This window comes from Slackia isoflavoniconvertens, from assembly GCF_003725955.1.
GTDB lineage: Bacteria > Actinomycetota > Coriobacteriia > Coriobacteriales > Eggerthellaceae > Slackia > Slackia isoflavoniconvertens.
On sequence record NZ_QIBZ01000001.1, the window covers coordinates 73,561 to 100,095 of the forward strand.

Genomic DNA, 26,535 nt, shown 5'->3' on the forward strand with positions numbered 1-26,535 from the left:
TTCTTGACCAAACGGTTCCGAGCTCATGCAAGCAGCGCATTACGTGCTGCTTGGCTCGTGCGGAACTGCTTGGAGGCGCATCGCCCGCTCAGACGCTTTGCGAAACTTCATTGAACGTTGTACGGAAGGCTTCGGCACGAGGGGTGAAGGTGGAGCCCGAAATGCGCCGCCAGATTGCCAAGCAGCGGCGGCGACTGACGACGGCCGTCAGGTTGGCGGAAGGAGATACATGCAAAAACTTTTAGCTCAAATTGCGAAATTCGGTGTAGTGGGCGTTATTGCCTTCCTTATTGACTACGGTCTGCTCGCGTTGCTCACCGAAGCGTTCGGTGTTAACTACTTAGTGTCGGCCACCATCTCGTTCACCGCGTCGGTGGTATTCAACTATGTGGCGTCGATGCGCTATGTGTTCACGCACAAAGAAGGCATGAGCCGCCGACGCGAGTTCATCATTTTCGTGGTGCTTTCGGTAATTGGCCTTATCATCAACAACGCGTGCATGTGGGCGGGCGTCGAGCTGCTGCACATTCACTACCTCATTACGAAAATCGGCGCCACGGCAATCGTCATGGTGTGGAACTTTGTAACGCGCAAGAAGTTTCTTGATGCGGGGGACGAAGGCAAGTAATCACGCGGCTTGGATTGTTTTCAGGTCGTTCGAATAGCTCGAGGGCGCGGGGCATGCGTTTCCGATAGATTCCGCACGAGCCGGAAGCCACTTGATGTGGCTTCCGTGCGAGTCAGGACTGACCGAGGCGGAAGCGCATGTCCCGTGGCCTCGAGCGATGGGACAGGAGATACAAAATGGAAAATCGCGATGTGCGTGCTGAATTGGAGCATTGGATTGCCAATGTGTCCGACGAGGAGCTTGCGGCTGATCTGGCCGAAATGAAGAAGGCGGCCGATGCGGGCGACGATTCTGCGGCGGTAGACGCATTCTTCCAAGATTTGGCCTTCGGCACGGCGGGTCTGCGCGGTACGCTTGGTGCTGGCACGAATCGCATGAACATCTATACCGTCGGCCGCGCCACGCAAGGTTTCGCGGACTACCTGAATGCGAATTTCGAGAACCCAAGCGTTGCGATTGCGCGTGATTCGCGCAATAAGGGCGAGCTGTTCGTGAAGGTGACGGCCTCTATCTTGGCTGCTAACGGCATTGTGGCGCACGTGTATCCGAAGATTTCCCCCGTGCCCACGCTTTCGTTTGCCGTGCGCGACCTTGGTTGCTCAGGTGGCATTTGCATGACGGCAAGCCACAATCCGGCCGCCTACAACGGTTATAAGGCCTATGGCCCCGATGGCTGCCAAATTACGAGTGAGGCCGCGAAAGCCATTTCTGCTTCTATCGCGAACACCGATGCGTTCTCGGGCGTGAAGACGATGGGCTTCGATGAGGCTGTGGCTTCGGGCATGGTGAAATGGATCGACGACGCGGTGCTCGAGCGCTATTACGATGCGGTTTTGTCCAAATCGGTGAGCAGCCTTTCCGCCGAGCAGGTCGCCGAAGCTCCCTTGAAACTCGTGTACACGCCGCTCAATGGCACGGGCCTGATTCCCGTGACCACCGTGCTCGAGCGCGCGGGCATCACCGATATCACGGTAGTTCCTGAGCAGCGCGAGCCCAATGGCGATTTTCCCACGTGCCCGTATCCCAACCCTGAAATTCGCGAGGCCATGCAGAAGGGCATTGACCTGTGCGAGGAAGTGCATCCCGACCTGCTGCTCGCGACCGATCCCGATGCCGACCGTGTGGGTGTGGCGTGCAAAGACGGCGACGCCTACACGCTGCTCACGGGCAACGAGATGGGCGTGCTTCTGCTCGATTACATCGCTCGCATGCGTAGCGAACGCGGCGAGGATCTGTCCGATAAGGTTGCGGTCACGACTATCGTGTCTTCCGCCATGGTTGACGCGCTTGCTGCGGAATACGGCTTCGAGCTGCGTCGCTGCCTTACCGGCTTCAAATATATCGGCGACATCATCACCGAGCTTTCCGATGCCGGCCAGGTCGACCGATTCATTTTCGGCTTCGAAGAAAGCTATGGTTATCTGTCGGGCGGTCACGTGCGCGACAAAGATGCCGTGAATGCGAGCTTGCTCATTTGCCAAATGGCGCAGGATTATAAACTGCGCGGCATGAACTTGGCCCAGGCTATGCGCGCGCTGTACGAGAAGCATGGCTGGTGGCTCAACCGCACCGCGTCGGTTTCGTTTCCGGGCGCCGCGGGTGCCGAAACCATGCGCGGCATTATGGCGAAGCTGCGCGAACAGGCTCCGAGCGAGCTTGCCGGTCGCGCCGTTGAAGCCGTGGTCGACTACGAGGGTGGCGTGAACGGCTTGCCTTCGGCAAATGTCGTCGAGTTCGACGTTGAAGGCGGCAACAAGGTTATCGTGCGCCCGAGTGGCACCGAGCCCAAAATCAAGCTCTATGTGTTCGCGAAGGATGCCGACCGCGCTGCGGCCGACGCTCTGCTCGACGCCCTTGAGGCCGCGGGCCGCGAATTGCTGAAATAAAGGTTGTATATCGGGCGGCTTTCGGGCCGCCCGTTTTGTACGGAACGTGTACGGGCTTCGTGCCGAGCCGCGTTGTTCCGATCTCTCTTGCGAGGCTCGCTATAATGAGCGTGCCGCGTGGTAATGCGTGGTTTTGGGATTCGCAACAAGGAAGGACATCCCATGATTTTCGGAAATATCGAAAGCACCGATTTGTCGACTATCGGCCACGAAGGCGTTCGCCGCGCAATTAGATGGGCGCGCGAGCATGACTTGTCCGCGCTGCCGTGTGGTCGCAACGATATCGACGGCGATGCGCTGTATGTGAACGTTGCTGAATATGATTCGAAGGCATTCGAAGATTGCAAGTTCGAAGCGCACAAGCGCTACATCGACGTGCAGGTCGTGGCTTCGGGTATCGAGCGCATCGATTCCCAGGTGATTGCCAAGTGCGAAGCCGGCGAATTCGACGAAGAGGGTGACTTCATGCTGCTCGAGGGCGAGGCCGCTACCCAGGTGATTCTTGAGCCGGGCAGCTTCGCGGCATACTTCCCCGACGATGCCCATAAACCGGGTATTGCGGTCGATGGCGCCTCCCATAACAAGAAGTGCGTCTTCAAAGTATTGGTATAGGTTGGCATGCTGTACCTATCAGCGGCGCCCGTACTTAAAAGGTCCTAAGCTTAATTAGCATCGGTGGGCGACGTCGGTAATGCAGAAGAGCGGCTCGGATTTATTCCAGCCGCTCTTCTTCGTTTCCCGAGGTCTTTCGCGTCCTCGATACGACAAGCTGAATAATTCCTACGAAGAGCGATAGGATGGAACAGGCTCTTGCAACAAGGGGAAAGATATCCATTGGAATTCGCCCTCGAATCCAAGATTGAGGGCGTTAAACGTCGGATGCAGAAGCCTGCTAAATGCCTCGAGCATTTAGCAGGCTTCGGTTTCTGGGCGCGCTATCGAGGGCGTGAACCATGCTTCTTCAAAAGCGTCCATACGATAGCGGCCCCAATGGCTGCGGCGCAGGTGTCGACAAGCCAATCCATAGGGTCGCAGCTTCGGCTGGGGGTAAAAATCTGATGGAACTCGTCGCTTACGCCATAAAGGCTCGAGAGGATGAGCGCGATGAGCGGGTTGGGGAAGTCGCCGAGCATGCCTGCGGGGTGCGCGGTCGCGTTTCTCTCGAATATGGTCCACGGCGTGAAACGCAGCGCGTTTGTGAGCGCGGCGCCAAGCAGCAGGTATTCCGTGAAATGCCCCACGGGCGATACGTCGACCTCGTGGCCGAAGAGCGCCGTGGCGCCCGCAACCAAGAAATTTTTGACGATCGAGACGATGCCCGAGTGGTTATCGAGGTCGTTGCCTGTTTTCGCGCTCATGCAGAAAATGAAGGCGAGCATAATCGCGACGGCTGTCCATGAAAGAAGCGCACATGTGCGGCGAGAGAGGCGGGGGCGATTCGAGCCTTCGCGCTCTTCGTTGGCTGTGGCCTTTGGTTCGTCGATGACCTGCGAACTTTTGCGCATGGGAGTGCCCGCGCTTTTGTTTGTGATGCGAGATTGCGTTTTCATGGTTTGTGATTCTATCAAATCGGTGGGTTACGGCCGCAACGGCCAAGGTTTTCGTTACCATTAATAAGGTATATTCACGCGTGCGATACATTCATATTCGGAAAGGCGCATCCATGGCCGAAGACCACACGAACCAGCAGCCCCAGCAGCCGCCGCAACCTGCGGAGCCGCAAGGTTTTGACGCGCAGCAAAGCCAAGCGTACGCCCAAGGTCAGGCGCAGCCGTTTGCCCAGTCCCAGCCGTACGGGCAGGCTCAAGCGCAGCAGCCGTATGGGCAGCCCGGCGCTCATCAATACGCCCAGCCCGGGTGCGGCCAGCAGTATTATGCTCCTGCGGCACAGCCCGTGTATGCCGCGCCCGCGTCGAGGAAGAAAAACATGACGCCCTGGATTGTGCTCGGCGTGATTTTGTTCGCCGTCGTATTCTGCTTTACCATTGGGGCTATGTCGTGCTCGAGCGCGGTGCGTTCCCTCTCGAATTTCGGTATGGGCTCCGTTGAAGAAGAGCTCACCGATGGGCCCACTGTCGCGGTCATCGATATTTCGGGAACCATCCAATACGATGGCACGGCCTGCTCTCCTGAAGGCCTTTCGTCGCTTCTCAATCAGGCTGAAGAAAACGACGATATCGAAGCCGTGGTTTTGCGCGTCGATTCCGGCGGCGGCACCGCAACGGCGGGTGAGGAAATGGCTGAATACGTGAAGCGCTTCAGCAAGCCCGTGGTGGTTTCGAGCGCGTCGATGAATTGCAGCGCTGCATACGAGATTTCAAGCCAGGCCGACCTGATTTATGTGAACAAGACCACCGACATCGGCGCCATTGGCACAGTGATGCAAGTGACCGATCTTTCGGAGTTGCTCGACAAGCTGGGCATCAGTGTCGACAATATTGCGTCGGCGGAATCGAAGGATTCGAGTTACGGCACGCGTCCCCTTACCGACGAAGAGCGCGCCTACTATCAGGAGCTCATTGATGTGACGAACGAGGTCTTCGTCGAAAACGTGGCAGAGGGACGCTCCATGAGCCTCGATGAGGCTCGCGCGCTTGCGACGGGCCTTTCGTTCACCGGCGAGCAGGCTGTCGAGAACGGCCTCGCCGATGAAGTGGGCGTTTTCGATGACGCAATTGAAGCGGCCGCGCAACTCGCGGGTCTCGGTTCCGACTACAATGTGATTACGCTTACCCAGTCGAGCGATTTAGGCTCGCTGATGGATTTGCTTTCTGAAAGCGACAGCGATTCGGCAACCTCGGCCGCCGCCGCGAAATTGATTGAACTATTGAAGAACGAGGGGGTTCTTTCGTGAGCTATACCAGCGAACTAACTTGGCCTGCGCGTGCGGTTGTCACCGCGGGCATGCCCTATGGCAATAAGAAGCTGCACTTCGGCCACGTTGCGGGTGTGTTCGTGCCTGCCGACGCCTATGCGCGCTTCCTTCGCGATCGCATTGGCGAACAGAATGTGCTCTTCGTTTCTGGCACCGACTGCTTCGGCTCGCCTATTCAGGAGGGCTACCGCAAGGCCTGCGAAAATGAGGGCTTTGAGGGTACCATCGTCGACTACGTGCAGCGCAACCACGATGCGCAGAAGGCGACGCTCGATGCTTACGATATCTCGCTTTCCATCTACGAGGGTTCGGGCATTGGTCGCGCGGGCGAAGTACATCAGCGCGTGACGAACGATTTGCTCGAAAAGTTGCACGAAAACGGCCACTTACGCCTTATGGAAACGCTGCAGTTCTACGACCCTGAGGCGGGCCAGTTCCTCAACGGCCGCCAGGTGCATGGCTATTGTCCCGTGCAGGGGTGTAAATCGGAGAAGGCGTATGCCGACGAATGCGACCTGGGCCACCAGTTCGACCCTGCCGACCTTATCAAGCCCACGTCGTCGCTCACGGGTTGCGTGCCCGAGCTTCGCCCCGTGCGCAATTGGTATTTCGACTTGCCGAATTTCCGCGAACAGCTTGGCGAGATTGCCGAAAACCTCGAAGCCGACCCCGAGGTGCGTCCCGTGGTGTCGCAGACGGCCAAGGAATTCCTCGTGCCGCCCGTCATCTATATAAAAAATGAGCTCGAGGCCGATTACCGCGCTATCGAGTCGAAATTGCCTGCGCATGAGTTCCATGCCGCCGAAGGCAACAAACAGAGCTTTGAGCTCGAGTTCGCCAACATCGAATCGCGCGATGCCGCCCGCGACGAGCTCACCGCCGCCGGAATTCGTTTCCGTACGGGCAAGGCGCTCGTTCCGTTCCGCATTTCCGGCAATGTGGAGTGGGGCGTGAAGGTGCCCGAGATGGAAGGCGTGGACGACCTTACGGTGTGGTGTTGGCCCGAAAGCCTGTGGGCGCCTGTGAGTTTTTCGGCCACGGCTCTTGAGGCTCGCGGCGAAGAGTTGAGCGCGGTGCGCGACTGGTGGTGCAGCCCCGATGCGCGCGTGTACCAGTTCATCGGTCAAGACAACCTGTATTTTTACGGCGTCGCCCAGCCTGCGTTGTGGATGGCGCTTGAGAGTGGCAATGCTGAGGTCGCGTACCCGCAGCCGGGCGATTTGCAGCAAACGACGCTTATCGCGAACCACCATATTCTGTTCGGCAAGGTGAAGGCGTCGTCTTCGGGCGCAGTGAAGCCTCCCTCGGCTGACCAGCTGCTCGAGCATTATACGGTTGACCAGCTGCGCGCCCATTGGCTTGGCCTGGGCCTCGATGTGAAATCGGTGGGCTTCAAGCCCAAGCCGTTCGAGGCCGACGAGGCGAAACGCAATGACCCCCGTGTGGCCGATCCCGTGCTCAAGGAGGGCGCGTTGCTCACGAACGTGTTCAACCGCTTAGCCCGCAGCTGCTTCTACGAGGCGCAGAAGAACTTCGAGGGCTTCATGCCCCTTGGCGCTCCCGCGGCCGACGTGGTGGCGCGCTGCCATAAGGCCATGGCGGAATACGAGGCCATTATGCACAAGGCTGAACTGCATTCGGTCATGACGCTCATGGACGACTTCATTCGCTGGGCGCAGAAGCATTGGGCTGACGGCATTAAGGCCGCCGAGGGTGCCGACGATGCTGACATGCGTCGCCAGATTCTTGTCGACAGCTTCTTCACGCTGCGCGTCGCCACGTTGCTCATGCATCCTGTGGCGCCCGACGGTTGCGAGAAGATCGTGGAACATTTGGGCCTTCCCGCCGAGCGCGTGTTCAGCTGGAACGCGCCGTTCGAGGGCATGGCTGAGCTGTGCGACGCCGCCGACGTCGAGGCTTGCCGCCACGCCATTGTGGAGCTTCCGCCGCGCACCGACTTCTTCGCGAAGCACGTATCACAGTTCAAATAAGACGCACGGTGCGGAAAAGGACTCGTATGAATAAGACGAAAGCGTCTGCTCGCCGGAAAGCGCGTCCCGATTCTGTGAAACCCTCGAATCTTCACAGCTTCTCCCTTGCAATGCAGGGTAGGGGCTGTGGTATTATTCGAGGGCTGTGTCCTGCCTTGGTCGGAAACCAAGGCACTCTGTCAAAGGAGAATACCAATGAAGCAGGGAATTCATCCCGAATACGTTGAGTGCACCGTCAAGTGCACCTGCGGCAACGTCTTCACCACTCGCTCCACCAAGAGCGAGCTGAAGATCGACATCTGCAACAAGTGCCACCCGTTCTTCACCGGCACCCAGAAGCTCATCGACACCGGTGGACGCGTCCAGCGCTTTGCCGACAAGTTCGGCTCTGCTGCCGACATGGTCGCCAAGGCTGAGGCCGAGAAGAAGGCCGCTAAGGCTGCGAAGGCTGCCGAGCTCGAGGCCGCTAAGAAGGCCGAGCGCGAAGCCAAGGCTGCTGAGAAGGCTAAGCGTGCTGCTGAGTACGCCAAGAAGGCCGAGGCCGAAGCCGCCAAGGCTGCCGCTGAGGCTCCTGCCGAGGAAGCCGCTCCCGCTGAGGAAGCTGCCGCCGAGGCCACCGAAGCTGCCGCTGAGTAGTTTCAACCGCGAATACATCGCATAGAGAAGAGGCCCACTCATTTGAGTGGGCCTCTTTGTTTGCCTGAAATTCGTGAAACGTCTTGATGGATGATGCGCTATGCGACGAAAGTGCGCTATACTTCCGAGCACAAATGCTAAGACGAAGACAGCGGCTTGCAGACGTGTGCTTTTCAGAGAAGGGCCCCTTGGCTGGAAGGGCCTCAAGCGCGCAGCGACGCCGATTCCCTTCCGAGCAGCATGGTTGAACGCTGGCGGGCATATCCCGCGGATTCGCAACTAGGTCATGCCGGGCGCTCCCGTTACAGGGCATACGAGCGGGCGGCACGCTTGCGCGGTTTCGCGTGAAGGCCGTCAACCAAGGTGGTACCGCGAGAGCCTTCTTTCGTCCTTGGGCTGCGAGTTCGAGCAATCGAATTCGGCCGAGGGGTGAAAGAAGGCTCTTTTTTATTGGTGAAGGTCGCGCAACCTCGGGCGCGGCGGCTGGGCGGCGCGTCCGCTCGGCATAACAACGAAAGGCGAAGGCTATGGCAATAGTCGACGAGCTCAACGAGCTTAATGCCCAAGCCCTGCGCGACATCGAGGCGGCGGCCGACACGGCGGCGCTCGAAGAGGTTCGCGTAGCCGTGCTTGGCAAGAAGGGCACGCTTACGGGCTACCTGCGCGGCATGGGTCAGCTTCCCAAAGAAGAGCGCGCTGAAGTGGGTAAAACCGCGAACATCGTGCGCAATGCGGTGGAGTCGGCGCTCGCGAATCGCAAGGAAGCGCTTGCGAAGGCGGAGCTGCTTGCGAAGATGGATGCGGAAGCTGTGGACATCACGCTTCCCGGCCGCGGCCAGCAGGTTGGCACGCGCCACCTGATCAGCGGCATTATCGATGAGATTTCCGATATCTTCCTTGGCATGGGCTATTCCGTGGCTTCCGGTACCGAGGCCGAGACCGACTACTACAACTTCGAAGCCCTGAATGCTCCCGCCGACCACCCGTCGCGCGGCATGCAGGACACGTTCTACCTGGTCGACCGCACGGGCGAGCAGGCTGCCGTGAAGGGCGAATCGGCGGCTCTTCTGCGTACGCAAACCTCGGGCGTGCAGGTGCACACCATGGAGGAAAACAAGCCGCCTATCTACATCATCGCGCCGGGCAAGGTGTATCGCCGCGACGTCGCCGACCCGAGCCACCTGCCTCAGTTCCACCAGGTGGAAGGCCTCGTTGTCGACAAGGGCATTTCGTTTGGCGACCTGAAGGGCACGCTCGACTATTTCTGCAAGCAGATGTTCGGCCCCGATCGCAAGACGCGTTTCCGTGCGCATTACTTCCCGTTCACTGAACCCTCTGCCGAGGCCGACGTGAGCTGCGGCGTGTGCGGCGGTTCGGGTCACTTGCACAACGGCGAAAAATGCCGCATGTGTAAAGGCACCGGTTGGCTTGAAATTCTGGGCTGCGGCATGGTCGACCCGAACGTCTACGGCTTTGTGGACATCGACCCTGAAGAATACTCGGGCTTCGCGTTCGGCATGGGCGTCGAGCGCATCGCATGCCTGAAGTACAACGTGCCCGACTTGCGTATGCTGCTTGAAGGTGATATGCGCTTCCTTCGTCAATTTTAGGGTTTCGCCGTTCTGCCGAACGGCGAACCTTATCGACGCTGCGCGAACCCCTGGCGAGCGATTTGCCTTTCAATCGTCGCTTGCGTAGCGCTGCTACGCGGCGCTCCTCTTTCAAGGCAACTCACTTCGCCAGGGGCCCGCTCGCTGGCTTTTGGTTGACCTGCGGCGATTGATTAAATAAAAGGCCCGCTCGCTGATTTTTTGATAGATCAGAGATGGTTGTTTAGATAGGACGAATTATGAAAGTTTCTTTGAAGTGGCTTTCCGATTATGTCGAGGTGCCTTCTGACATTAAGGCGTTCTGCGACAAGCTCGACCTTACGGGTACGGGTGTCGAGGGCGTTGACAAGCTTGGCGCTGCATTTGACGGCGTGGTCGTGGGCTATGTCGAGACGTGCGAAGACCACCCCGATTCCGACCATATGCATGTGGTGAAGGTGAATGTGGGTGGCGACGAGCCGATTCAGATTGTGTGCGGCGCCCCGAACATCGCCGCTGGTATCAAAGTGCCCGTCGCTACGATCGGCGCGGTGCTTCCCGGCGATTTTAAAATCAAGAAGTCGAAGCTTCGCGGCGTGACCTCTATGGGCATGTGCTGCTCGAAGCGCGAATTGGGCATGGGCACCGACCATGAAGGCATTTGGGTGCTCCCTGAAGATGCACAAATCGGCCAGCCTATCGCCGATTTCATGGGCCTCATCGATACGGTGCTCGACCTGGAAATCACCCCGAACCGACCCGACAGCCTTTCCGTTGTGGGCTTTGCCCGCGAGGTTGGCGCTATGTACGCCAAGCCGTGGACGAACCCGCTTCAGGACATGGCCGCCAAGCTGGAGCTTGCGGGCGAAGTTGAGCCCAACGCCGTGAAAATCGACGTTGCCGACGCCGTGCGCTGCCCGCGTTATTCCGCTCGCGTGATTCATGGCGTGAAGGTGGGCCCGAGCCCCGACTGGATGGTCGAGCGCCTTGCCGCCATTGGCCAGCGCTCCGTGAACAACGTCGTCGACGTGACGAACTACATTCTGTTCCTGTTCGGCCAGCCGCTGCATGCGTTTGACCTGAACAAGATCAAGAACGCCGAAGGCGTGGCCCATATTGTGGTTCGAGCTGCCGAAGATGGCGAGAAGCTCACCACGCTCGACGGCGAGCATCGTAAGCTCACGAGCGACATGACGGTTATTTCCACGCCCGATCAGGGTGCCGTGGCGCTCGCGGGCGTTATGGGCGGCCTTGATACCGAGGTCACCGAGGAAACGACCGATATTCTGCTTGAAACCGCTGTGTTCGAGCCTGGCCGCACGAGCCGCACGAGCCGCAACCTGGGCTTGTTCAGCGAGAGCTCCATGCGCTATGAGCGCGGTGTTGACGACCATGGCGTCGAGGCACGTTCGGCCGCCGCTGCGGCGCTCATCGTCGAGGTTGCTGGCGGCACCGTTGCCCGCATTGGCGAAGACGGCTGCGGCATCGTTGATGTGTGGCCCGCTCCCAGCGAGCAGCCGCACCTGCAGTTCCGCGTGAAGCGTTTCCAGGCTATGATGGGCGCCGATATTCCGCGCGATTTCATCGTTGATACGCTTGAGCGCCTTGGCTGCGAAGTGGCTCAAACCGAAGATGCCGATGTGCTGTCGGTGGTTTCGCCCACGTTCCGCCCCGACCTTCCGCGCGAGATCGACCTGTACGAAGAAGTGTTGCGCCTCTACGGCATGGACAACATCCCCACTACGCTTCCTGCTGGTCGTGGCCGTATTGGCGTGCGCACGAACGCGCAGCTCGTGGATGCGAAAATCCATCGCACTCTTTCTGCGTGCGGCATCAACGAGACCATGACGTATTCGTTCGCCGCCGGCGACGACCTCGACAAGCTGCGCATGAAAGAAGACGGCCTGGGCGAGGCGGTCGAACTCATCAATCCCATGAATTCGGAGCAGGCGTTCATGCGCCGCACTGTGGTTCCCGGCTTGCTGCGCAGCGTCGCGCATAACCAGGCACATGGCGTGTCGAACATTCAGCTGTACGAAATTGGTACCGTGTTTGCGGCCCACGAAGGCGACCGCAAGCCGAAGGAGCGCCGCAAACTGGCGTGCGTTTTGGCGGGCGCTATGGACGACAAGGGCTGGAATACCGATCCGCGTGCATTCGATTTCTTCGATGGTAAGGGTGCGCTTGAGGCTATCGCTCGCGAGCTCGCGTTGCCGAAAATTCGTTTCAAGGCGCTTTCCGCCGAAGATGCGCCGCATTTGCAGCCCGGTCGCGCGGCCGAGATGCTTTCTGGTGGCGACGTGATTGGCTGGGTGGGCGAGCTGCATCCGCTGGCGGTTGCCGCCTACGATGCCGAGGGCCCCGTGGTGGCGTTCGAACTCGACATGGCTGCGCTTGAGCGCAATGCCCGTCCGGCTCGCGACTATGTCGACGTGCCTCAGTTCCCGGGCGTCGAGCGCGATGCCGCGTTTGTCGTGGACGAGGCCGTGACGTGCGAGAAAATCATGCAGTGCATGCAGAGCGCGGGCGGCAAGCTGCTCGAGAGCGTGCATCTGTTCGACGTGTATCGCGACGCCGAGCGCGTGGGCGAAGGCAAGAAGTCGATGGCGTTCTCGCTGACGTATCGCGCCGCCGACCGCACGCTTACGAGCGAAGAGGTCGATAAGGCGCACGAGAAGCTCGTGACGAAGGTGTCGAAGGCCACGGGCGCAGAGATGCGCGGCTAGCGGCTATTTCGCATACATGAAAATGGGGGCCACATCGGCCCTCATTTTTGTTTTGAGTGATTTTGAGAAATGCGTGCTCGCAAAACGAGCGCGTGGCAAATCTCTGGTTTATTGATCTTGCAACCTGCGGATGACTGCGGCGACGTTTTCTGCATCGATGCTGGAATAGCACATCACGAACACGGTGTCGTCGCCGGCGAGCGAGCCCGCGACGCCCTTGAGCTCGGCCGCGTCGAGCGCCACCGTGACGCCGCTCGCGATGCCGGAAGGCGTGCGCAGCACGATGAAATTGTTCACGACCTCGATGGAATCGACCAGTTCGCCCACCATGCGCTGCAAGCGAAGGTCTTCGGGCAACACATAATAGCCCTCGCGCGATTTCGCCAAGCCCATGCCTGCGATATCGCGAGATACGGTTGCCTGCGTGCAGTCGTAGCCTTCAGCGGAAAGCTGCTCGACCAGGTCGCGTTGGGTTTTGATGTTGCCTTTTCGGATAATGTCACGAATTACATCGTGACGTACGGCGCGTTTCGTCATTTCGTTCCCCTCAGCCGAAATTATGAATGCATAAAATACGTGGCAAAGCCTTCGTGATGCATAAATTGTACTCCTTGCAGCGGAAAAATACACCCATTTCCCCGTTCATTGGGGGATTTTTGAATATACGCGGGGGAGGGGCAAAAATGCGCGAAACGCAATAAAGGGTGCTATCGGGGTTTCTTGTGCGTCACGGTAAAACGTTGCGCAATTGCTTTCATTTTTGAACGCCATTGTCCGTCTGGTCTGCAAACCTCTCCCAAAACCGCGTGTTCGACGGCTGTTGAGCGCGGGGCTTTTGTCATGCTCCCCAACAAGCTGGCAACGCCTTCGTGAAATCGTTTTATGCTCGCGTCGAAATAAGCGCGTTCGCGTTACCATAGACGCCATACATGGTTTAGGCCCGCATGAAGGGTGGCAACGAGTGGGCGTTGTGCTGCGCGGGAGGGAAATGAGGACCTTATGAGGAAAGCAACTGCTGCGCGCAATGCGCAGCTCGCTTCGAGCCAGCCGGCGCGTGAGGAAAACATTGCTGCAATCGTGGCACATTTGCGCGCGGGCGCGAAGGCCGAATGCCGTCGAGTGGGAATCGAACTCGAGCATATTTGCGTCGATGGCACGGGCGATCCTATCACCTACAGCCAACCCAACGGCGTGCGCGACGTGCTCGCCGCGCTTCAAGAGAAATATCCCAAGGCCACCGTTCATGGTGGCGACTTGCTTGGTGTGGCGCGCCCGGGGGCGGCGGTAACCATTGAACCCGCAGCGCAGCTAGAGCTTTCGGCAGGGCCATTCGAGAACCTCATCGACGCCAAACGCGTCTTTCTCGAATTCGAAGATGACGCCTATCAGGCGCTCTCTCCCATTGGTGGGCGGGCGCTTACGCTTGGGTTCGACCCGGTGAACCGTGCGGCTGATAAGGAGCTTATTCCTAAAGCGCGCTACGACTACATGAACGAATACCTTTCATCTATTGGTCCGTGGGGCCCGCGCATGATGCGAGGAAGCGCTTCCACGCAGATTTCCATCGACTACGCCGATGAGGCCGACTGCATTGCGAAAATGCGCGTGGCGCAGGTGCTTGCGCCGCTGTTCGCGCTTATGTGCGACAACACGCCTGTGTTTGAGGGCAGCCGTCGCCCGCATGCGCTTATGCGCACCGAGGTTTGGAAATACTGCGACCCCGATCGCTGCAATTCCGTGCCGGGCATTTTCGACGAAGGTTTCGGTTTTGAAGACTATGCGGCATATTTGCTCGACGTTCCCGCGATCGTTGCGCTCGACGACGACGGCGAGGCGCGCTACGACACGCGCACGTTCGGCGAGATTTTCGCTCGTCGCGCTATGACCGACGACGAGGTGTTCCATGCTATGTCGATGGTGTTCCCCGATGTGCGCCTGAAGAGCTATGTTGAAATTCGTCCGGCCGACTCAATGCCTATTCCCTATGTGCTGGCGTATGCGGCGCTCATTAAGGGCCTGTTCTATGGCAAAAGCTCGCTTGAAACGCTCGTCCGCAGCTGTGCGGGCATTTCCGAATCCGATGTCGCCAAGGCCAAAGACGCCCTTATGGAATCGGGATATGCGGCAGAGGTGTATCAGCGCTCGGCGGCCGAGATTTGCGACGAGCTTATCACGCTCGCACGCCGCGGCTTGCCGGCGGCCGAGTGGTGCTTCCTCGATCCTCTTGCCGAATTGGTGGCGCGCCGCGTAACTCTTGCGGATTTGGATATTTCGACCCAGTAGTTTGCTATAGTTCAAGGTCACGAAAAGAAAGGTTTGACCTGATGTTCAATACATTCCGTGCCCACGCCGGGCAGTTCATGAAAATCGCCGCAATTGCGTGCGCCCTGTGCTTGGCCATGGCGGCTCTTGCGGGCTGCTCGAGTTCCGATTCGCAGCAGGAAAAAACGCCTGCCCAGGTGAATCGCGAGTACATGTCTTCGGTGAATTCCATCAGCCAGGAAGCCGCGAGCGCGCTTTCGAATTTCAGCGACGCTGCCGCGAAGCAAGATGTTGCTGCCATGCGCGTTGCCGCGAGCAACGCCACCAAGGCGCTCGATAAAATCGCCGCTCTGGAAGCGCCCGACGCGCTGAAGGATGTGAAGAGCGAATACGAGGCTGGCGCGAACGATTTGGGCCAGGCGCTTTCCGATTACGTTGAGATTTACGCGCAAATTAAGAACGCCGGCGAAAATCTCGATGCCGCTGCCGAGGCCGCGAAGGGCATCGACGACGTGAAGGCGCGTTACGATTCGGGCATCGAGCATCTCTCCAAGGCCGACTCGATGGTCGCCGATATGGCTGACAGCTCCACTTCCGACGACGCTTCGAAGTAATGGCGGGGCAGAACAACCATCGCAGTGTAAAACGCGGGTCCAACAAGGGCCCGCGTTTGTCGTATGCTGCCCAAAACCAACAGGGAAGCGCCGGGCGCGAAGGCGCACAGGAACCGCGGAAATCTCGGAGTCCCCAAAAGCAAGGCGCGGGCAAGCCTGCTCGCAAAGGCGCCAGCGGGTATGCGAAGAATGCGGCGGCTCAAGCGAAATATGCTGGGAAGGGCGCTTCTCGCAACGTTGGTGGAGGCCGCCAGAAGCATGCCGTCGTACATCACGCGCCGCGCAGCGCATTTCTTCCCGTGAATATGGACGACGTGCGGGCTCGCGGGTGGGATGGCGTCGATTTTACCTACGTGTGCGGTGATGCGTACGTCGACCAGTCGTCGTTTGGCATGGCGATTATTTCGCGTGTGCTCGAGTCACACGGCTACAAGGTGGGCATTATCGCGCAGCCCGACTGGCGCGACCCCGAAAGCGTGAATGTGTTCGGCGAGCCGCGCTTGGGCTTCCTTGTTTCGTCGGGCAATATGGACTCTATGGTGAATCATTACACCGTAAACAAGGTTCCACGCAGCCAAGATGCCTATTCGCCGGGCGGTGCGCCCAATAGGCGCCCCAACCACGCCACAGCGGTGTACGGCAACCTCATTCGACGCACGCACAAGCACACGCCTATTATTTTGGGCGGCATTGAGGCGAGCCTGCGTCGCTTGGCACATTACGACTATTGGTCCGATTCGCTTAAGCGTTCCATTCTGCTCGATTCTGGTGCCGACTTGCTTATTTATGGCATGGGCGAGCGCGCTATTGTCGAAATCGCCGATGCGCTTGCGGCGGGCATTGCCGTGGAAGATATTACGTTCGTCGACGGAACTGCCTACAAGGCTCGATCGCTCGAATGCGTGGAAGACGCCATCGAATTGCCCGCGTTCGAGGCTCTCCAGGCCGATAAGCTCGAATACGCGCGCAGCTTCAATGTGCAGTGGGAAAACTCCGACCCCTATCGCGGAAAGCGTTTGGTAGAGGAATACCCGCACAATGTGTTCGTGGTGCAGAATCCACCGCAAAAGCCGCTTTCCACCGAGGAGCTCGATGCGGTGTATGCCTTGCCGTATGCGCGCGACTATCACCCCGATTACGAAGCCGCGGGCGGTGTGCCGGCAATTAAAGAAGTGAAATTCAGCCTGTCGAGCAATCGCGGATGCTTTGGCGAATGCAGCTTTTGCGCGCTCACGTTCCATCAGGGGCGCATCGTGACGGCGCGTAGCAAGGCATCGCTCGTTGAAGAAGCGAAACAGCTTACGCGAGATCCTGAATTCAAAGGGTACATCCACGACGTTGGCGGCCCCACGGCGAATTTCACGGCGCCGGCGTGCAAAGCGCAGCTGCGTCGCGGCGCATGCGCGCACAAGGCATGCCTGTTCCCTGAACCCTGCAAGAAGCTTGAGGTGAACCATAAGCCTTACCTCGATGTGCTGCGCGCCCTGCGTGCGCTGCCTGGCGTGAAAAAGGTCTTCGTGCGCAGCGGCGTGCGCTTCGATTACGTGATGGCCGATTCTGACGACACGTTTTTGCGCGAGCTTTCACAGTATCACGTGAGCGGCCAGTTGCGTGTGGCGCCTGAACATGTGAGCGATGCGGTGCTTTCTGTGATGGGCAAGCCGAAAAACGAAGTGTACCAGGCGTTTTGCAGGAAGTTCGAAGCCATAAACGACAAGCTCGGCTTGAAGCAGTTCGTGGTGCCGTATTTGATGAGCTCGCATCCGGGGTCCACCTTGAAAGAAGCCATTGAGCTGGCCGAATTCTGCCGTGATATGGGGTTCAATCCCGAGCAGGTGCAAGATTTCTACCCAACGCCTTCCACGATGTCCACGGCGATGTATTACACAGGCGTCGACCCGCGCACCATGAAGCCGGTGTACACGCCGAAAAGCTCGCATGAGAAGGCGCTGCAGCGCGCGCTTATCCAATACCGCAACCCCGCCAACCGCGACCTTGTGCGTGAGGCGCTGCGAAAAGCCCATCGCGAAGATTTGATTGGCTTTGGGGCGAAATGCTTGGTGCGTCCGGGGGATGGCAGAAGCGGCGGCTCTGGCGGAAAAGGCGGCAAGGGAGCCGCTGCCAGCGGCGGCAATAGCGCTCGAAGCGGTAAGGGAGCCAAGGGCGTACATGGCTCTCGGGGTATCGGTGGCGGCAAGGGTGTGTCGTCGGGCCGTGGTTCCAAAGCTGGCGCGACGAAGCGCGGCGGTAAAGGCGGCCTGTCGAATGGCCGCGGGGAACATGTTGGCACGCATCGTCCCAACGCCGGCAATGGCTCAAAACGCCCTCGCCGTTAGCGGGGCATGAAGGCAAACGACCCGTTTCGTATCTGAAAAGCGGCGCTCCCGTACTTCGAAAGCGTTTGAGGCCTGCTTCTCTGAAAAACCAGGGAAGCAGGCCTCTTTTCCATTGTGGATGGATTGCTGGACCGGTCGGCGCGCCAGAAGCGGTCGAAAATATGAGGCAGGTCAGAAGAGGGAATGGGCGTGCCGGTATTGGTCACCTGGACGATGGCATGCTTGCCTTCGCGCTTCGCGCCCACGACGACGCGTCCATCGGCTTCGGCGTACTTGCACGCATTGTCAATGAGAATGCCAAGCACACGTTCGATGTCGCCTCGCACGCCGTCAATGAACACGGGGGCCGAGGAGCTTTCGGCCGCATTGATTTCAACACCACGCTCGAAGGCGACGGCTTCGAATTGAAGAACCGCGCGCTGGGCCATGCCGGCCAAATCGAGCTTTTCTTGCTGCTTGCCCATGGTTGCTTGCGCGTCGACTTCGGCGGTGTCGTGCTTGGCCAGGGTGAGCATATCTTCAACAAGGCCCTGCATGCGTTGCCCCTCGACCTGAATGCCCTCAATCCACTGGCGTTGGCTTTCGACGGTGCGCTCGGGATGTTCGAGCGCGATGGAGGCATCGGCCAGAATCACGGTAAGCGGAGTTTTCAACTCGTGCGAGGCATCGGCGATGAATTGGCGCTGAGATCGCCACGTTTGCTCGACAGGGCGCAGCGCCCAGCGAGAGAAGAACAGCGATATCACGAAAAACGCCGCGAGCGCAGCGATTGCCGCATCCACGAGCGTAAGCGCGAGCGACTTCCAGCCGGCGGCAGAATTGGCATCGGCGAACGCGAGGTACGTGGTGTCGCCAATCGTTCGCTTTTCGAAGAAGAGCCCCAAGTCAGAGAAAGAACCTGTGCCGTCTTCTGCGGGGGTAAGGCGCGAGAGCGCGGTTTCGAGCACCTCGTCATTGATGTTGGCGGTACCGGCGGGCGAGGCGTTCATCGCGCTGCCTTCGGCGTTCAGCGCATATACTGCAACGGGAATCGTTTGGCCCTGGCCTCCGCCGATTTTGGGGGCGAGAGCTCCGCTTTGGGCTTCGTCATGGCTGATGGCATCATCGTTCGATGAGGCATCGTCGCCATCGCCGACATCTGACTCGCTCTGCGGTTCGCTCTCGCTGTTCTGCACGCTGGCGTCGGTCGTGCTTACCCAGTTTCCGCCAAATTCGTGCTTGGGCGGCCTGTCGTTGTGTATTTCCCTGCGCTCGTGCTGATCAATTGCGTTGTCGAGGGAGCTGGCGATGGCTTGCTGAACCCCTGCGACGTCCTGCTTCCAGTCGAAAATGCAAATCGCGGTGAATGAGACCGCGATTACGGCCATAACGCACACCATATTTAGCGCAATGAATTTCTTTCGCAACTTGAAGAGCACGGGGTTGCCTTTCGTGCCTTTACGCATCGCGACCCTCCGCTAGGCGGTAGCCCACGCCACGAATTGTCTCTATGTGCGCGTTGGCTTCGAGGAATCGCAGCTTCTTGCGCAAGAACGAAACGTACGCTTCGACGTTGTTATCCTCGGTAACGCCCGTGGTGCCCCATACGCGATCGATGATGGTTGCTTTCGGCACGGTTTTGCCGGCATTCGACATGAGTACGCGGGCGAGTGCGAATTCTTTTGCGGAAAGGTGGATGGAGGATGATTCGGACGCGAATTCGCGTTCGGTCAAATCGAGGGTCAGGTTGAATGCGCGAAGGGTCTCGAATTCAACCTCGCCTTGGCAGCGGGTGAGCGCGCGTAGGTGCGCCATGAGCTCTGCGGGCGAGAACGGCTTGGTCATGTAGCCATCGGCGCCCGAATCGAGCCCGCGGATTTTGTCGGGCACCGCATCGCGTGCGGTGAGCATGAGCACCGGGGTGGCGATTCCGGCGCGGCGCAGGTCAGAGACGATGTCGAACCCGTTTTTCTTGGGCAGCATTACGTCGAGAATCGCGACGTCGTATTTTCCCTGAGACGCGTAGGCGTAGCCAGTTTCGCCGTCGTTCGCCGTGTCAACCGCGTGGCCAGCCTCTTCTAGGATATGGGCGAGTGCACTTGCTAGTCGCACGTCGTCTTCAACGATAAGCAGGTTCATGGTCGATGCCTTTTCTTAATCTCGGAGTCGTGCCCTGCGCGAGGTCGCTCTCGGACGCGTTTGGCACGACGCATTTTTCTTCAATGGAGCGCGCTGAGGGTTTCGGAGGCTGGCGGGCTTTCCCGAAATCGCGCTGCGGCTACCGCTCGCCATGCTCGCTATGCGCCTTGCTCTGCATGCATTGAATAAAGTCAGCTTGCTTGCAGAAGGTTTCGGGAAAGCCTGCCAGCCTCCGAAACCGAAGTGCTTTTTCAGCAATCCTTATTTTACCTGCGGCGCTGAAAGAAACCTGAAAGCTCTCGCGGCTTTTCAGCGCCCTTTCAGGCATGCGTTTTAGCATGGCGCCATCGAATTTGCCTCGATTTTACGAGATTGGAGCAGCTATGGCTGAGTTTACGGGGACGTTTGAACGCAAGGAAGTGAAGTACCGTCTAAACACCATGCAGGTTCGCGCGATAAAGCAGGCTCTGAGCGCGCATATGGCGCCTGATGAATATGGGCAAACGTCCATTACGAGCGTGTATTACGACACGCCGAATCGTGACATGATTTCTCGGTCGCTCGAAAAGCCCGCGTATAAGGAAAAGCTTCGCTTGCGCACGTATGGCCCGCGCAATGCCAGCGCCCCGGTGTTTGTCGAACTGAAAAAGAAACATGAGGGCATTGTGTATAAACGCCGCATTGCGGCAAGCGAGCCGGCGGCACAGTTGCTCATGGTGGGCGTGCCCTACGAAAGGGCGATTTCTCGCCATCCGTTGGCCGACGAGGCGCTCGAAGCGGATTCGCGCTCGGCGAGAAATCTGCAAATCGCGGAAGAGATTGCGGCATGCGTTCGTCGCAACGGTCCTGTGCTTCCTTCGATGGCCATTCTGGTTGAACGCGTGGCATGGGCGCCTCTGCTGGATGCGCGTGGGGCCGAAGCGGAGGGCGTGCGCATTACGTTCGACGAGCGCATTCGGTATCGCGATTTGTTCGCACCAGAAGGAAAGCGTGCTTCGGTGCCTTTGCTCGCTGCGGGCGAGGCAATTATGGAAGTAAAGGTTCCGGGCGCCTATCCCTTGTGGCTCGTGCGCGCGCTCGATGATTGTGGGGCCTATCCGACATCGTTTTCTAAGTATGGCGAAGCGTATTTGGCGTGCGTGGGCAAGGCTGCTCCAAAGGCCTATCGCGAGCAAGTTGCATTCGATGAGGCTATGCGCGGCGAACAGGAGCGTTCCCGGGACTGGCCCCAGGACGGCCAATTGCTCGAATTAAGTTCGTCTACGCGTGCGACCGACATTGCCGTCACGAATTCGTTGGCTTCGCAGCTTCCCAATATCGTTATTGGCGCATAAGTCTTTGTTCATCCCGTTTCTTCTAGAGGAGTTCTCTCATGTTCGACCTTGTATCTACGTCGTTGTTCGGAACGGCTGATTCCGCCATGGCGAGCGTTTCGACGCCCGAGTTCTTGATGTGCTGCGCGGCATCGATTGTGCTCGGCGCGGCATGTGCGGCCATTTACATGTTCCGGCACAACTATTCGAAGAACTTTGTGGTCACGCTTGCGCTTTTGCCACTCATCGTGCAAATGGTCATAACCCTTGTAAACGGCAATCTGGGCGCTGGCATCGCGGTTATGGGTGTGTTCAATCTCGTCCGCTTCCGCAGCATTCCTGGATCTGCGAAAGACATCGGCAGCGTGTTTTTGGCGATGGCCATTGGCCTGGCGACGGGCATGGGCTTCATCGGCCTCGCGATGCTGTTCACCATTATTGTGGCCGTCGTGAATGTCGTGTATGTGTGCACGCCGTTTGGCAAGCCCGCCGAGCCGGGCAAACGCCTGTGCGTATCGGTGCCCGAAGATATCGAATTCGATGGCATGTTCGATAGCGTGCTGGGGCGCTTTACCTCGAGCCACGAACTCGTGGAAATTCGCACGACGAATATGGGCAGCCTGTATCAACTCGAATACGAAATTCGTATGCGCAAGCCCGGTCTTGAGAAGCGCATGATCGACGAAATGCGCACCATGAACGGCAATCTGAAAATCACGCTTGGCCGCGCGCCTATGGCGAAGGAGGTCTTGTAATGACAAGGAAAACGACCGATTCTCGATGTGAAGAAGGCTCCTCCCGCACCGATTTTGTGGGCATGCTTCGCGGGGCCGGATTGCTGCTTGCGGGTTGCGGCGCCGCGGTACTGCTTTTTTCTGTGGCGGGCTGTTCGGCGACCGATGCCGGCGAACCTTCAATCGCATCGACCGCGGAAGTTCTTGAGGAAAACGCGTCTGAGAAGAGCGTTGAATACGCGATTTTTGAAGAGGTTGCTGCTGCGTTTGATGCCTCCGCCCTCAATCTTGAATATTCCAAGCGCGATATGGATGCTTCCTTTGATGAATCGTCTGCAACCAAGATAACACTCTCGGGTGATTCGGCGAGCGTATCGGGGTCGGGTGCTGTAGTAGAAGGTTCTACGGTAACGATTTCCACTGCGGGAACCTATATTGTGTCAGGAAATTTGACTGATTGATCGATTACGGTAACTACCAGCGAAAACGATAAGGTTCAGATTGTTCTTAACGGTGTAAAGATAGCGTCTTCCAGCGGGCCTGCAATTGATATTCAGTCGGCAGATAAGTGCTTTATCACGCTGGCGGAAGGAACGCAAAACAGCCTATCCGATGGAAGCGCATTTACAAGCGAAGACGCGAATGCGTGCATATACGCGACATGCGATTTGACGATCAATGGTTCGGGCTCGCTCGATGTTTCAGGTAATTATCGCCATGGGGTATTCTCGAAAGACGACCTGGTTGTCTATGGCGGATCAATCAACGTGAGTGCCGTCGAGGATGGCCTCAACGGCAAAGATTCCGTGAAAATTGGCGCGGGAGATATTTCGATTGACTCGGGTGCCGATGGCGTGAAATCGAGCAAATCGACCAATCCCGAAAAGGGCTTCGTGTATGTGAACGGTGGGTCGCTTTCGATTGACGCCGAAGACGACGGCATTCAGGCGAAGACGTACCTCTGCATAGCTGGCGGGTCGATTGAAATCGATGCCGCTGACGATGCATTGCATTCCGATTTGGAAGGCGCGCTCAACGGTGGATCGACTACGGTGCGCAGTGGTGATGACGCATTTCATTGCGAGACGAAGCTTGAAGTGAATGATGGGTCGTTTGTTGCCGAAACGTGCAGCGAGGGCTATGAGGCCGAACAGGTTGTCGTCAATGGCGGCGATACTAATATTTGCGCGCTCGATGACGCCATGAACGCTTCTGCGGCCGACTTGAGCGACGATTCCGAATCGTCCGATGCGGATACGTCGACGATCGCTCCGTCGGGCGAGCCAGGCGCGAATGCAGCCCAGCCCGATGGCTCGATCGGTGCGTCCGATGGATCGAGTGCCAATGCCGATTCGAATGGGCAGCAGAATACGGTGCCGCAGGGCGCAGGCCAGCAAGACGGTGCGACCTCGCCCGAGCTTCCGAGCGACGATGGCGCTCAGGGTGGTCAGGCGGGTGAGGCTCCGAGCGACCTTGGTCATGCCCCCGATGTCCAAGGTCGCATGGAGCGCGATGGCCAAGCCCCTGGCGGGCAGGGTGGCGCACCTGGTGCAAGCGATTCGAATTGTCTCATCCAAATCAATGGCGGCAAGGTTGTGCTTGATTCCCAGGGCGATGGCGTTGATTCCAACGGCAATGTCGAAATTACCGACGGAACGCTTCTGGTGAATGGCCCCTCGAGCGACGGCGATGGCGCGTTCGATTACGACGGTGAAGCGACGATTTCTGGCGGTACAGTGCTCGTGGCGGGCGCTGTGGGCATGGCGCAAAGCTTCACGAGCGGTACGCAGGCGTTTGCTCTCGTACAGGCGAGCGGTTCGGCTGGCAGCGTGATTGAAGCGACCGATGCGGACGGCAATGTGATTGCGACGCTTACGGCGACTAAGGCCTTCGGTTGTGTGCTCGTGAGCGGCGCGGGCGTTTCCGATGGCGATACGATAACGGCGTCGGTGGATGGCGCCGCAACTATGGCGACGGCATCCACGGCGGGCACGAGCGGCATCGCCACGGGCGGCCTGGGCGGCATGGGCGGCGGCCCCGCGAAGGGCAATCGTCCCGAGGGTCAAGGCGGCCCTGCTTAAGACGCGCCGTATATCTCGTCCTTGCTTCTCTTCATTCCTGCGTTCCTGCGCGGCTCCGTCGTTTTCGGCGGGGCCGTTCTCGCTCTAGGCATCGTTGCGGCAATCGAGGTATTCCCTGAATCGTTCTACGGCGAGCGACGGTGAGCTCGTTTTGCGCGTCAGGAAGCCAAGCGTTCGAAAGGCCCGAGGGGCGAGGGGACGCGTGGCGATGCGATAGGGCACGCGCCGTAAAACAAGGCTCGGAAGAATGCTTACGGCGAGGCCATTTTCGACCATGGACATCACGGCATAATCGTCCCAAGTGGTGAAACTTGCGTTTGGCATGTGTTCGAGCCCTGCGAAAATTTCAGCGACCTCGTCGTTTTCGTCGCGCTTAAGCTGGATGAACGCCTCGTCGGCAAATGCTTCGACGGGTATTTCTTCCAACTTTGCAAGTTCATGGTCGGCGGGAAGCACGGCGCGCAGCTCGTCTTGCTCAAGGGGCGTTTCGTTTAAGAGATAGCGGGCCGGCAATCGGGAGAATGCGCAGTCGATGCGCCCGTTTGCCAACGCGCCTTCGAGTTCTTCGTAATCGCCTAGGAACAATTCGTAGCGAATGCCGGGGTAGTCGGTCTGAAATGCCGCGATGATTTTCGGCAGCCAATGGGTTGCGATGCTCGAGATGGTCCCTATTCGAATGAGGCCCGAATCGAGGTTGTGGACTTCAGCCACGCGCGTCTCAAATGATTGTTGCGCGGCGACCACCTCGCGTGCCGCTGGAAGCAAAGTTAGGCCTTCGGCGGTAATCTGAACGCCTGAACGCGACCTCTCAAATAAGGTGGCGCCGCATTCGCGCTCTAAATCGATGATGATTTTGCTGACGGCCGATTGGGAATAGCCCATTCGGGCAGCAGCTTTTGTGAAGCTGAGCTCGTCTGCGACGAGGCAAAATGCCTCAAGGTGCTGGATGTCGTACATGGGTTTATCCTTTGCATAATTCCAAAATATCATGCAAAACATAATAAACATGAAAATTAGGAATAACAAGCAGTTCGCTTCGTGTGGCGCCGTGCTCGGAAGAAGGCGAGCTGCGGCGGGGAAGATCAACATAGGCGCGAGGGCGGTGTTTCCGCGATGGGGCTCTTAGTATGAACGATGACGGCATGTGCGGTTTTCGGTGCTTCGGTTACATCGTTGGCTTTCTTGTCGCAACGATTGCGGCATGCGGCTGCCTTGAGCCGGCGGTTTTGGCTGCTCGTCGGGCGAGCGCGTTCATCCGCCTTTGATTGGCGCGACAAAATGGATGTGGGTTGCTCTGGGCGATTGGATGGAGGGGCGCTTGTCTCATTTGGCACGATGCGCGGTTTTTTGTTAGGCTCAGAGCGTTGATTATTGGGAAGAAGAGGGAAAGGCGCGCATGGGAAGTTTTAGGAATGCGGCATGGCGTGCTCGCGACTTCTTCCGACGCGATGCCGTGCTGGCAATCGCGTGCGTGCTCGCAGCGGCGTCGTGCGTAGCGGTTCCGCCCGATGCGGGCTATGCCGACTATATTGACTGGCGCACAATTGGCCTGCTGTTTTCCCTTATGGTCGCTACATCGGGCCTGGCGCGCGCGGGCGTGCTGGCGCGGGCGTGTCGCGCGTTGGTTCGCGCTTGCAAAAGCGGCGGTGTGCTTATCGCGGCGCTCGCGGGGCTTACGTTTTTTGTGAGCATGGTGGTCACCAACGACGTGGCGCTTGTGGCCTTCGTGCCGCTCGCCCTTGCCGCCTTGCGCGAGGCGGGCCTCGTGCGTCGACTTGCGTTCGCCATAGCATGTATGACCGTCGCGGCGAACGTAGGCAGCATGCTCACGCCCATCGGCAACCCGCAGAACATCTATCTCTTAAGCGTATCCGGCATGAGCGCGGTGGAACTCGTGGGCATCATGGCTCCGTATTCTGCCGCGGCATTCGTGTTGCTTGCGGCGGCTATCGGCATTGCCGAATTGCGTGATCGCAAACGCTTCAAGCATATTCCGTCACAGATGGCGGGCGTAAATCCGAAGGCGCCGCAAGAGTCGTTCGCGCTGCGCGATGTGCTGCCGTGGATTGCGCTTTTTGTGATGTGCCTGCTGTGCGTGGCGCGCATCGCGCCGGTATGGCTGGTCGTTGTGGCGGCGATCGCTCTCGCGCTCGCTTTCGACATGCGCGCGCTTCGTCATGTTGACTATGCGTTACTGTTCACATTCGTCGCGTTCTTTGTGTTTGTGGGCAACGTCGCGCGCATTGAGGTGGTGCGCGAAGCAGTGGCCGCGCTGGTCTATGGGCGTGCCTTGCTCGTAGGCGTTGTTGCGAGTCAGATTATCTCGAACGTTCCGGCTGCGATTCTTGTCTCGGGTTTCACGACCGATTGGCCGGCGCTGCTCGTGGGCGTGAATATCGGCGGCTTGGGAACGCTTATCGCTTCTATGGCGAGTCTCATTTCGTATAAGCAGCTCGCCGTGGCATATCCCGAACTCAAGACTTGCTACTTCCGCTTATTCACGGGATTGAACTGCGCGTTTCTCGCTGCGTTGCTTTTGCTTGCGGCGGCGATAGCCTAACGAGCTCCTTGTTTCCGGCGGCGCTTTGCTGCTCATGCTGTGGCTGCTCGCACAGATATTGTTCGCATGGTTGCAGTCGTTCTTACCGTTGGTCGTTGCCGTTTGCGTCGTTGCTGCGTGCGCTGCCGCCGTTGGGGTTAGGATCGTTCGTGCTGCGCCTATTCGAGCCACTGTTGTGCGGCGCAT

23 protein-coding genes are annotated in these 26,535 nt (G+C 58.6%); 17 read left to right on the forward strand and 6 right to left on the reverse strand.

The features are described 5' to 3' along the window. Positions 1 to 229: 229 nt before the first annotated feature. From DMP05_RS00360 to DMP05_RS00370, 3 genes are all read left to right on the forward strand, one after another. On the forward strand, positions 230 to 628 hold the full coding sequence (locus DMP05_RS00360; protein WP_123218668.1) for a GtrA family protein: 399 nt from the start codon (positions 230 to 232) through the stop codon (positions 626 to 628). Between the two features lie 176 nt (positions 629 to 804). Next, on the forward strand, positions 805 to 2,514 hold the full coding sequence (locus DMP05_RS00365; protein ID WP_123218669.1) for a phospho-sugar mutase: 1,710 nt from the start codon (positions 805 to 807) through the stop codon (positions 2,512 to 2,514). Between the two features lie 162 nt (positions 2,515 to 2,676). Next, complete coding sequence (locus DMP05_RS00370; RefSeq protein WP_161957427.1) at positions 2,677 to 3,126, forward strand: NanQ anomerase/TabA/YiaL family protein; 450 nt, start codon at positions 2,677 to 2,679, stop codon at positions 3,124 to 3,126. 323 nt (positions 3,127 to 3,449) lie between these two features. Here the strand turns inward: DMP05_RS00370 and DMP05_RS00375 are convergent, their stop codons facing one another. Beyond that, positions 3,450 to 4,064, reverse strand: a complete 615-nt coding sequence (locus DMP05_RS00375) for a VanZ family protein (RefSeq protein WP_244594976.1) — start codon at positions 4,062 to 4,064, stop codon at positions 3,450 to 3,452. 113 nt (positions 4,065 to 4,177) lie between these two features. Between DMP05_RS00375 and sppA the strand changes: the two genes are divergently transcribed. From sppA to pheT, 5 genes are all read left to right on the forward strand, one after another. Next, positions 4,178 to 5,368: a signal peptide peptidase SppA gene (gene sppA / locus DMP05_RS00380; protein WP_123218671.1), complete on the forward strand. Its 1,191-nt coding sequence runs from the start codon at positions 4,178 to 4,180 to the stop codon at positions 5,366 to 5,368. After that, positions 5,365 to 7,380: a class I tRNA ligase family protein gene (locus DMP05_RS00385; RefSeq protein WP_244594977.1), complete on the forward strand. Its 2,016-nt coding sequence runs from the start codon at positions 5,365 to 5,367 to the stop codon at positions 7,378 to 7,380. Before sppA ends, DMP05_RS00385 begins: the two co-directional genes overlap by 4 nt. 195 nt (positions 7,381 to 7,575) lie before the next feature. Continuing rightward, the gene (rpmE, locus tag DMP05_RS00390) at positions 7,576 to 8,016 is read left to right on the forward strand and encodes a 50S ribosomal protein L31 (protein ID WP_123218672.1); all 441 of its coding nucleotides are present in this window, start codon (positions 7,576 to 7,578) and stop codon (positions 8,014 to 8,016) included. A gap of 527 nt (positions 8,017 to 8,543) precedes the next feature. Next, complete coding sequence (gene pheS / locus DMP05_RS00395) at positions 8,544 to 9,626, forward strand: phenylalanine--tRNA ligase subunit alpha (protein WP_123218673.1); 1,083 nt, start codon at positions 8,544 to 8,546, stop codon at positions 9,624 to 9,626. A gap of 239 nt (positions 9,627 to 9,865) precedes the next feature. Beyond that, complete coding sequence (pheT, locus tag DMP05_RS00400; protein WP_123218674.1) at positions 9,866 to 12,331, forward strand: phenylalanine--tRNA ligase subunit beta; 2,466 nt, start codon at positions 9,866 to 9,868, stop codon at positions 12,329 to 12,331. A 108-nt stretch (positions 12,332 to 12,439) separates the two neighbouring features. Here pheT and DMP05_RS00405 read toward each other — a convergent pair whose 3' ends face one another. Then, positions 12,440 to 12,868, reverse strand: a complete 429-nt coding sequence (locus tag DMP05_RS00405) for an arginine repressor (RefSeq protein WP_114614874.1) — start codon at positions 12,866 to 12,868, stop codon at positions 12,440 to 12,442. Positions 12,869 to 13,330: 462 nt separating this feature from the next. Between DMP05_RS00405 and DMP05_RS00410 the strand changes: the two genes are divergently transcribed. From DMP05_RS00410 to DMP05_RS00420, 3 genes are all read left to right on the forward strand, one after another. Next, the gene (locus DMP05_RS00410; protein ID WP_123218675.1) at positions 13,331 to 14,614 is read left to right on the forward strand and encodes a glutamate-cysteine ligase family protein; all 1,284 of its coding nucleotides are present in this window, start codon (positions 13,331 to 13,333) and stop codon (positions 14,612 to 14,614) included. A gap of 41 nt (positions 14,615 to 14,655) precedes the next feature. Then, positions 14,656 to 15,207 carry a hypothetical protein gene (locus DMP05_RS00415; RefSeq protein ID WP_123218676.1) on the forward strand — a complete coding sequence of 184 codons (552 nt, stop codon included), beginning with the start codon at positions 14,656 to 14,658 and terminating at the stop codon, positions 15,205 to 15,207. Positions 15,208 to 15,506: 299 nt separating this feature from the next. Continuing rightward, positions 15,507 to 17,543 (forward strand): YgiQ family radical SAM protein, encoded by a 2,037-nt coding sequence (locus tag DMP05_RS00420; protein WP_280176475.1) that lies wholly within the window; start codon positions 15,507 to 15,509, stop codon positions 17,541 to 17,543. Here the strand turns inward: DMP05_RS00420 and DMP05_RS00425 are convergent. From DMP05_RS00425 to DMP05_RS09725, 3 genes are all read right to left on the reverse strand, one after another. Continuing rightward, positions 17,540 to 18,961 (reverse strand): histidine kinase dimerization/phospho-acceptor domain-containing protein, encoded by a 1,422-nt coding sequence (locus DMP05_RS00425; RefSeq protein ID WP_148039668.1) that lies wholly within the window; start codon positions 18,959 to 18,961, stop codon positions 17,540 to 17,542. The two genes, DMP05_RS00420 and DMP05_RS00425, sit on opposite strands and share 4 nt — an antisense overlap. A 19-nt stretch (positions 18,962 to 18,980) precedes the next feature. Next, entirely contained in the window at positions 18,981 to 19,661 is a 681-nt protein-coding gene (locus DMP05_RS00430; RefSeq protein ID WP_123218679.1) for a response regulator transcription factor, read from the reverse strand. Positions 19,662 to 19,800: 139 nt separating this feature from the next. Then, positions 19,801 to 20,001 (reverse strand): hypothetical protein, encoded by a 201-nt coding sequence (locus DMP05_RS09725; protein WP_148039669.1) that lies wholly within the window; start codon positions 19,999 to 20,001, stop codon positions 19,801 to 19,803. A gap of 43 nt (positions 20,002 to 20,044) precedes the next feature. Here DMP05_RS09725 and DMP05_RS00435 point away from each other — a divergent pair, with 43 nt between their 5' ends. The 4 genes from DMP05_RS00435 to DMP05_RS00450 are packed head-to-tail and all read left to right on the forward strand — an operon-like array spanning position 20,045 to position 23,789. Next, a complete protein-coding gene (locus DMP05_RS00435) occupies positions 20,045 to 20,995 on the forward strand; it encodes a polyphosphate polymerase domain-containing protein (RefSeq protein WP_161957428.1) in 951 nt (316 codons plus the stop codon). A 38-nt stretch (positions 20,996 to 21,033) separates the two neighbouring features. Continuing rightward, entirely contained in the window at positions 21,034 to 21,729 is a 696-nt protein-coding gene (locus DMP05_RS00440; protein WP_123218681.1) for a DUF4956 domain-containing protein, read from the forward strand. Beyond that, the gene (locus DMP05_RS00445) at positions 21,729 to 22,169 is read left to right on the forward strand and encodes a hypothetical protein (protein WP_123218682.1); all 441 of its coding nucleotides are present in this window, start codon (positions 21,729 to 21,731) and stop codon (positions 22,167 to 22,169) included. The genes DMP05_RS00440 and DMP05_RS00445 overlap by 1 nt, the downstream gene beginning before the upstream one ends. Positions 22,170 to 22,172: 3 nt before the next feature. Further along, positions 22,173 to 23,789 (forward strand): carbohydrate-binding domain-containing protein, encoded by a 1,617-nt coding sequence (locus DMP05_RS00450; RefSeq protein WP_123218683.1) that lies wholly within the window; start codon positions 22,173 to 22,175, stop codon positions 23,787 to 23,789. A gap of 84 nt (positions 23,790 to 23,873) precedes the next feature. Here the strand turns inward: DMP05_RS00450 and DMP05_RS00455 are convergent, their stop codons facing one another. Further along, positions 23,874 to 24,746, reverse strand: a complete 873-nt coding sequence (locus tag DMP05_RS00455) for a LysR family transcriptional regulator (RefSeq protein ID WP_123218684.1) — start codon at positions 24,744 to 24,746, stop codon at positions 23,874 to 23,876. A gap of 170 nt (positions 24,747 to 24,916) precedes the next feature. Between DMP05_RS00455 and DMP05_RS09790 the strand changes: the two genes are divergently transcribed. Further along, the gene (locus tag DMP05_RS09790) at positions 24,917 to 25,054 is read left to right on the forward strand and encodes a hypothetical protein (RefSeq protein ID WP_161957429.1); all 138 of its coding nucleotides are present in this window, start codon (positions 24,917 to 24,919) and stop codon (positions 25,052 to 25,054) included. Positions 25,055 to 25,185: 131 nt separating this feature from the next. Then, entirely contained in the window at positions 25,186 to 26,349 is a 1,164-nt protein-coding gene (locus DMP05_RS00460) for an SLC13 family permease (RefSeq protein ID WP_123218685.1), read from the forward strand. Positions 26,350 to 26,535 lie beyond the last annotated feature (186 nt).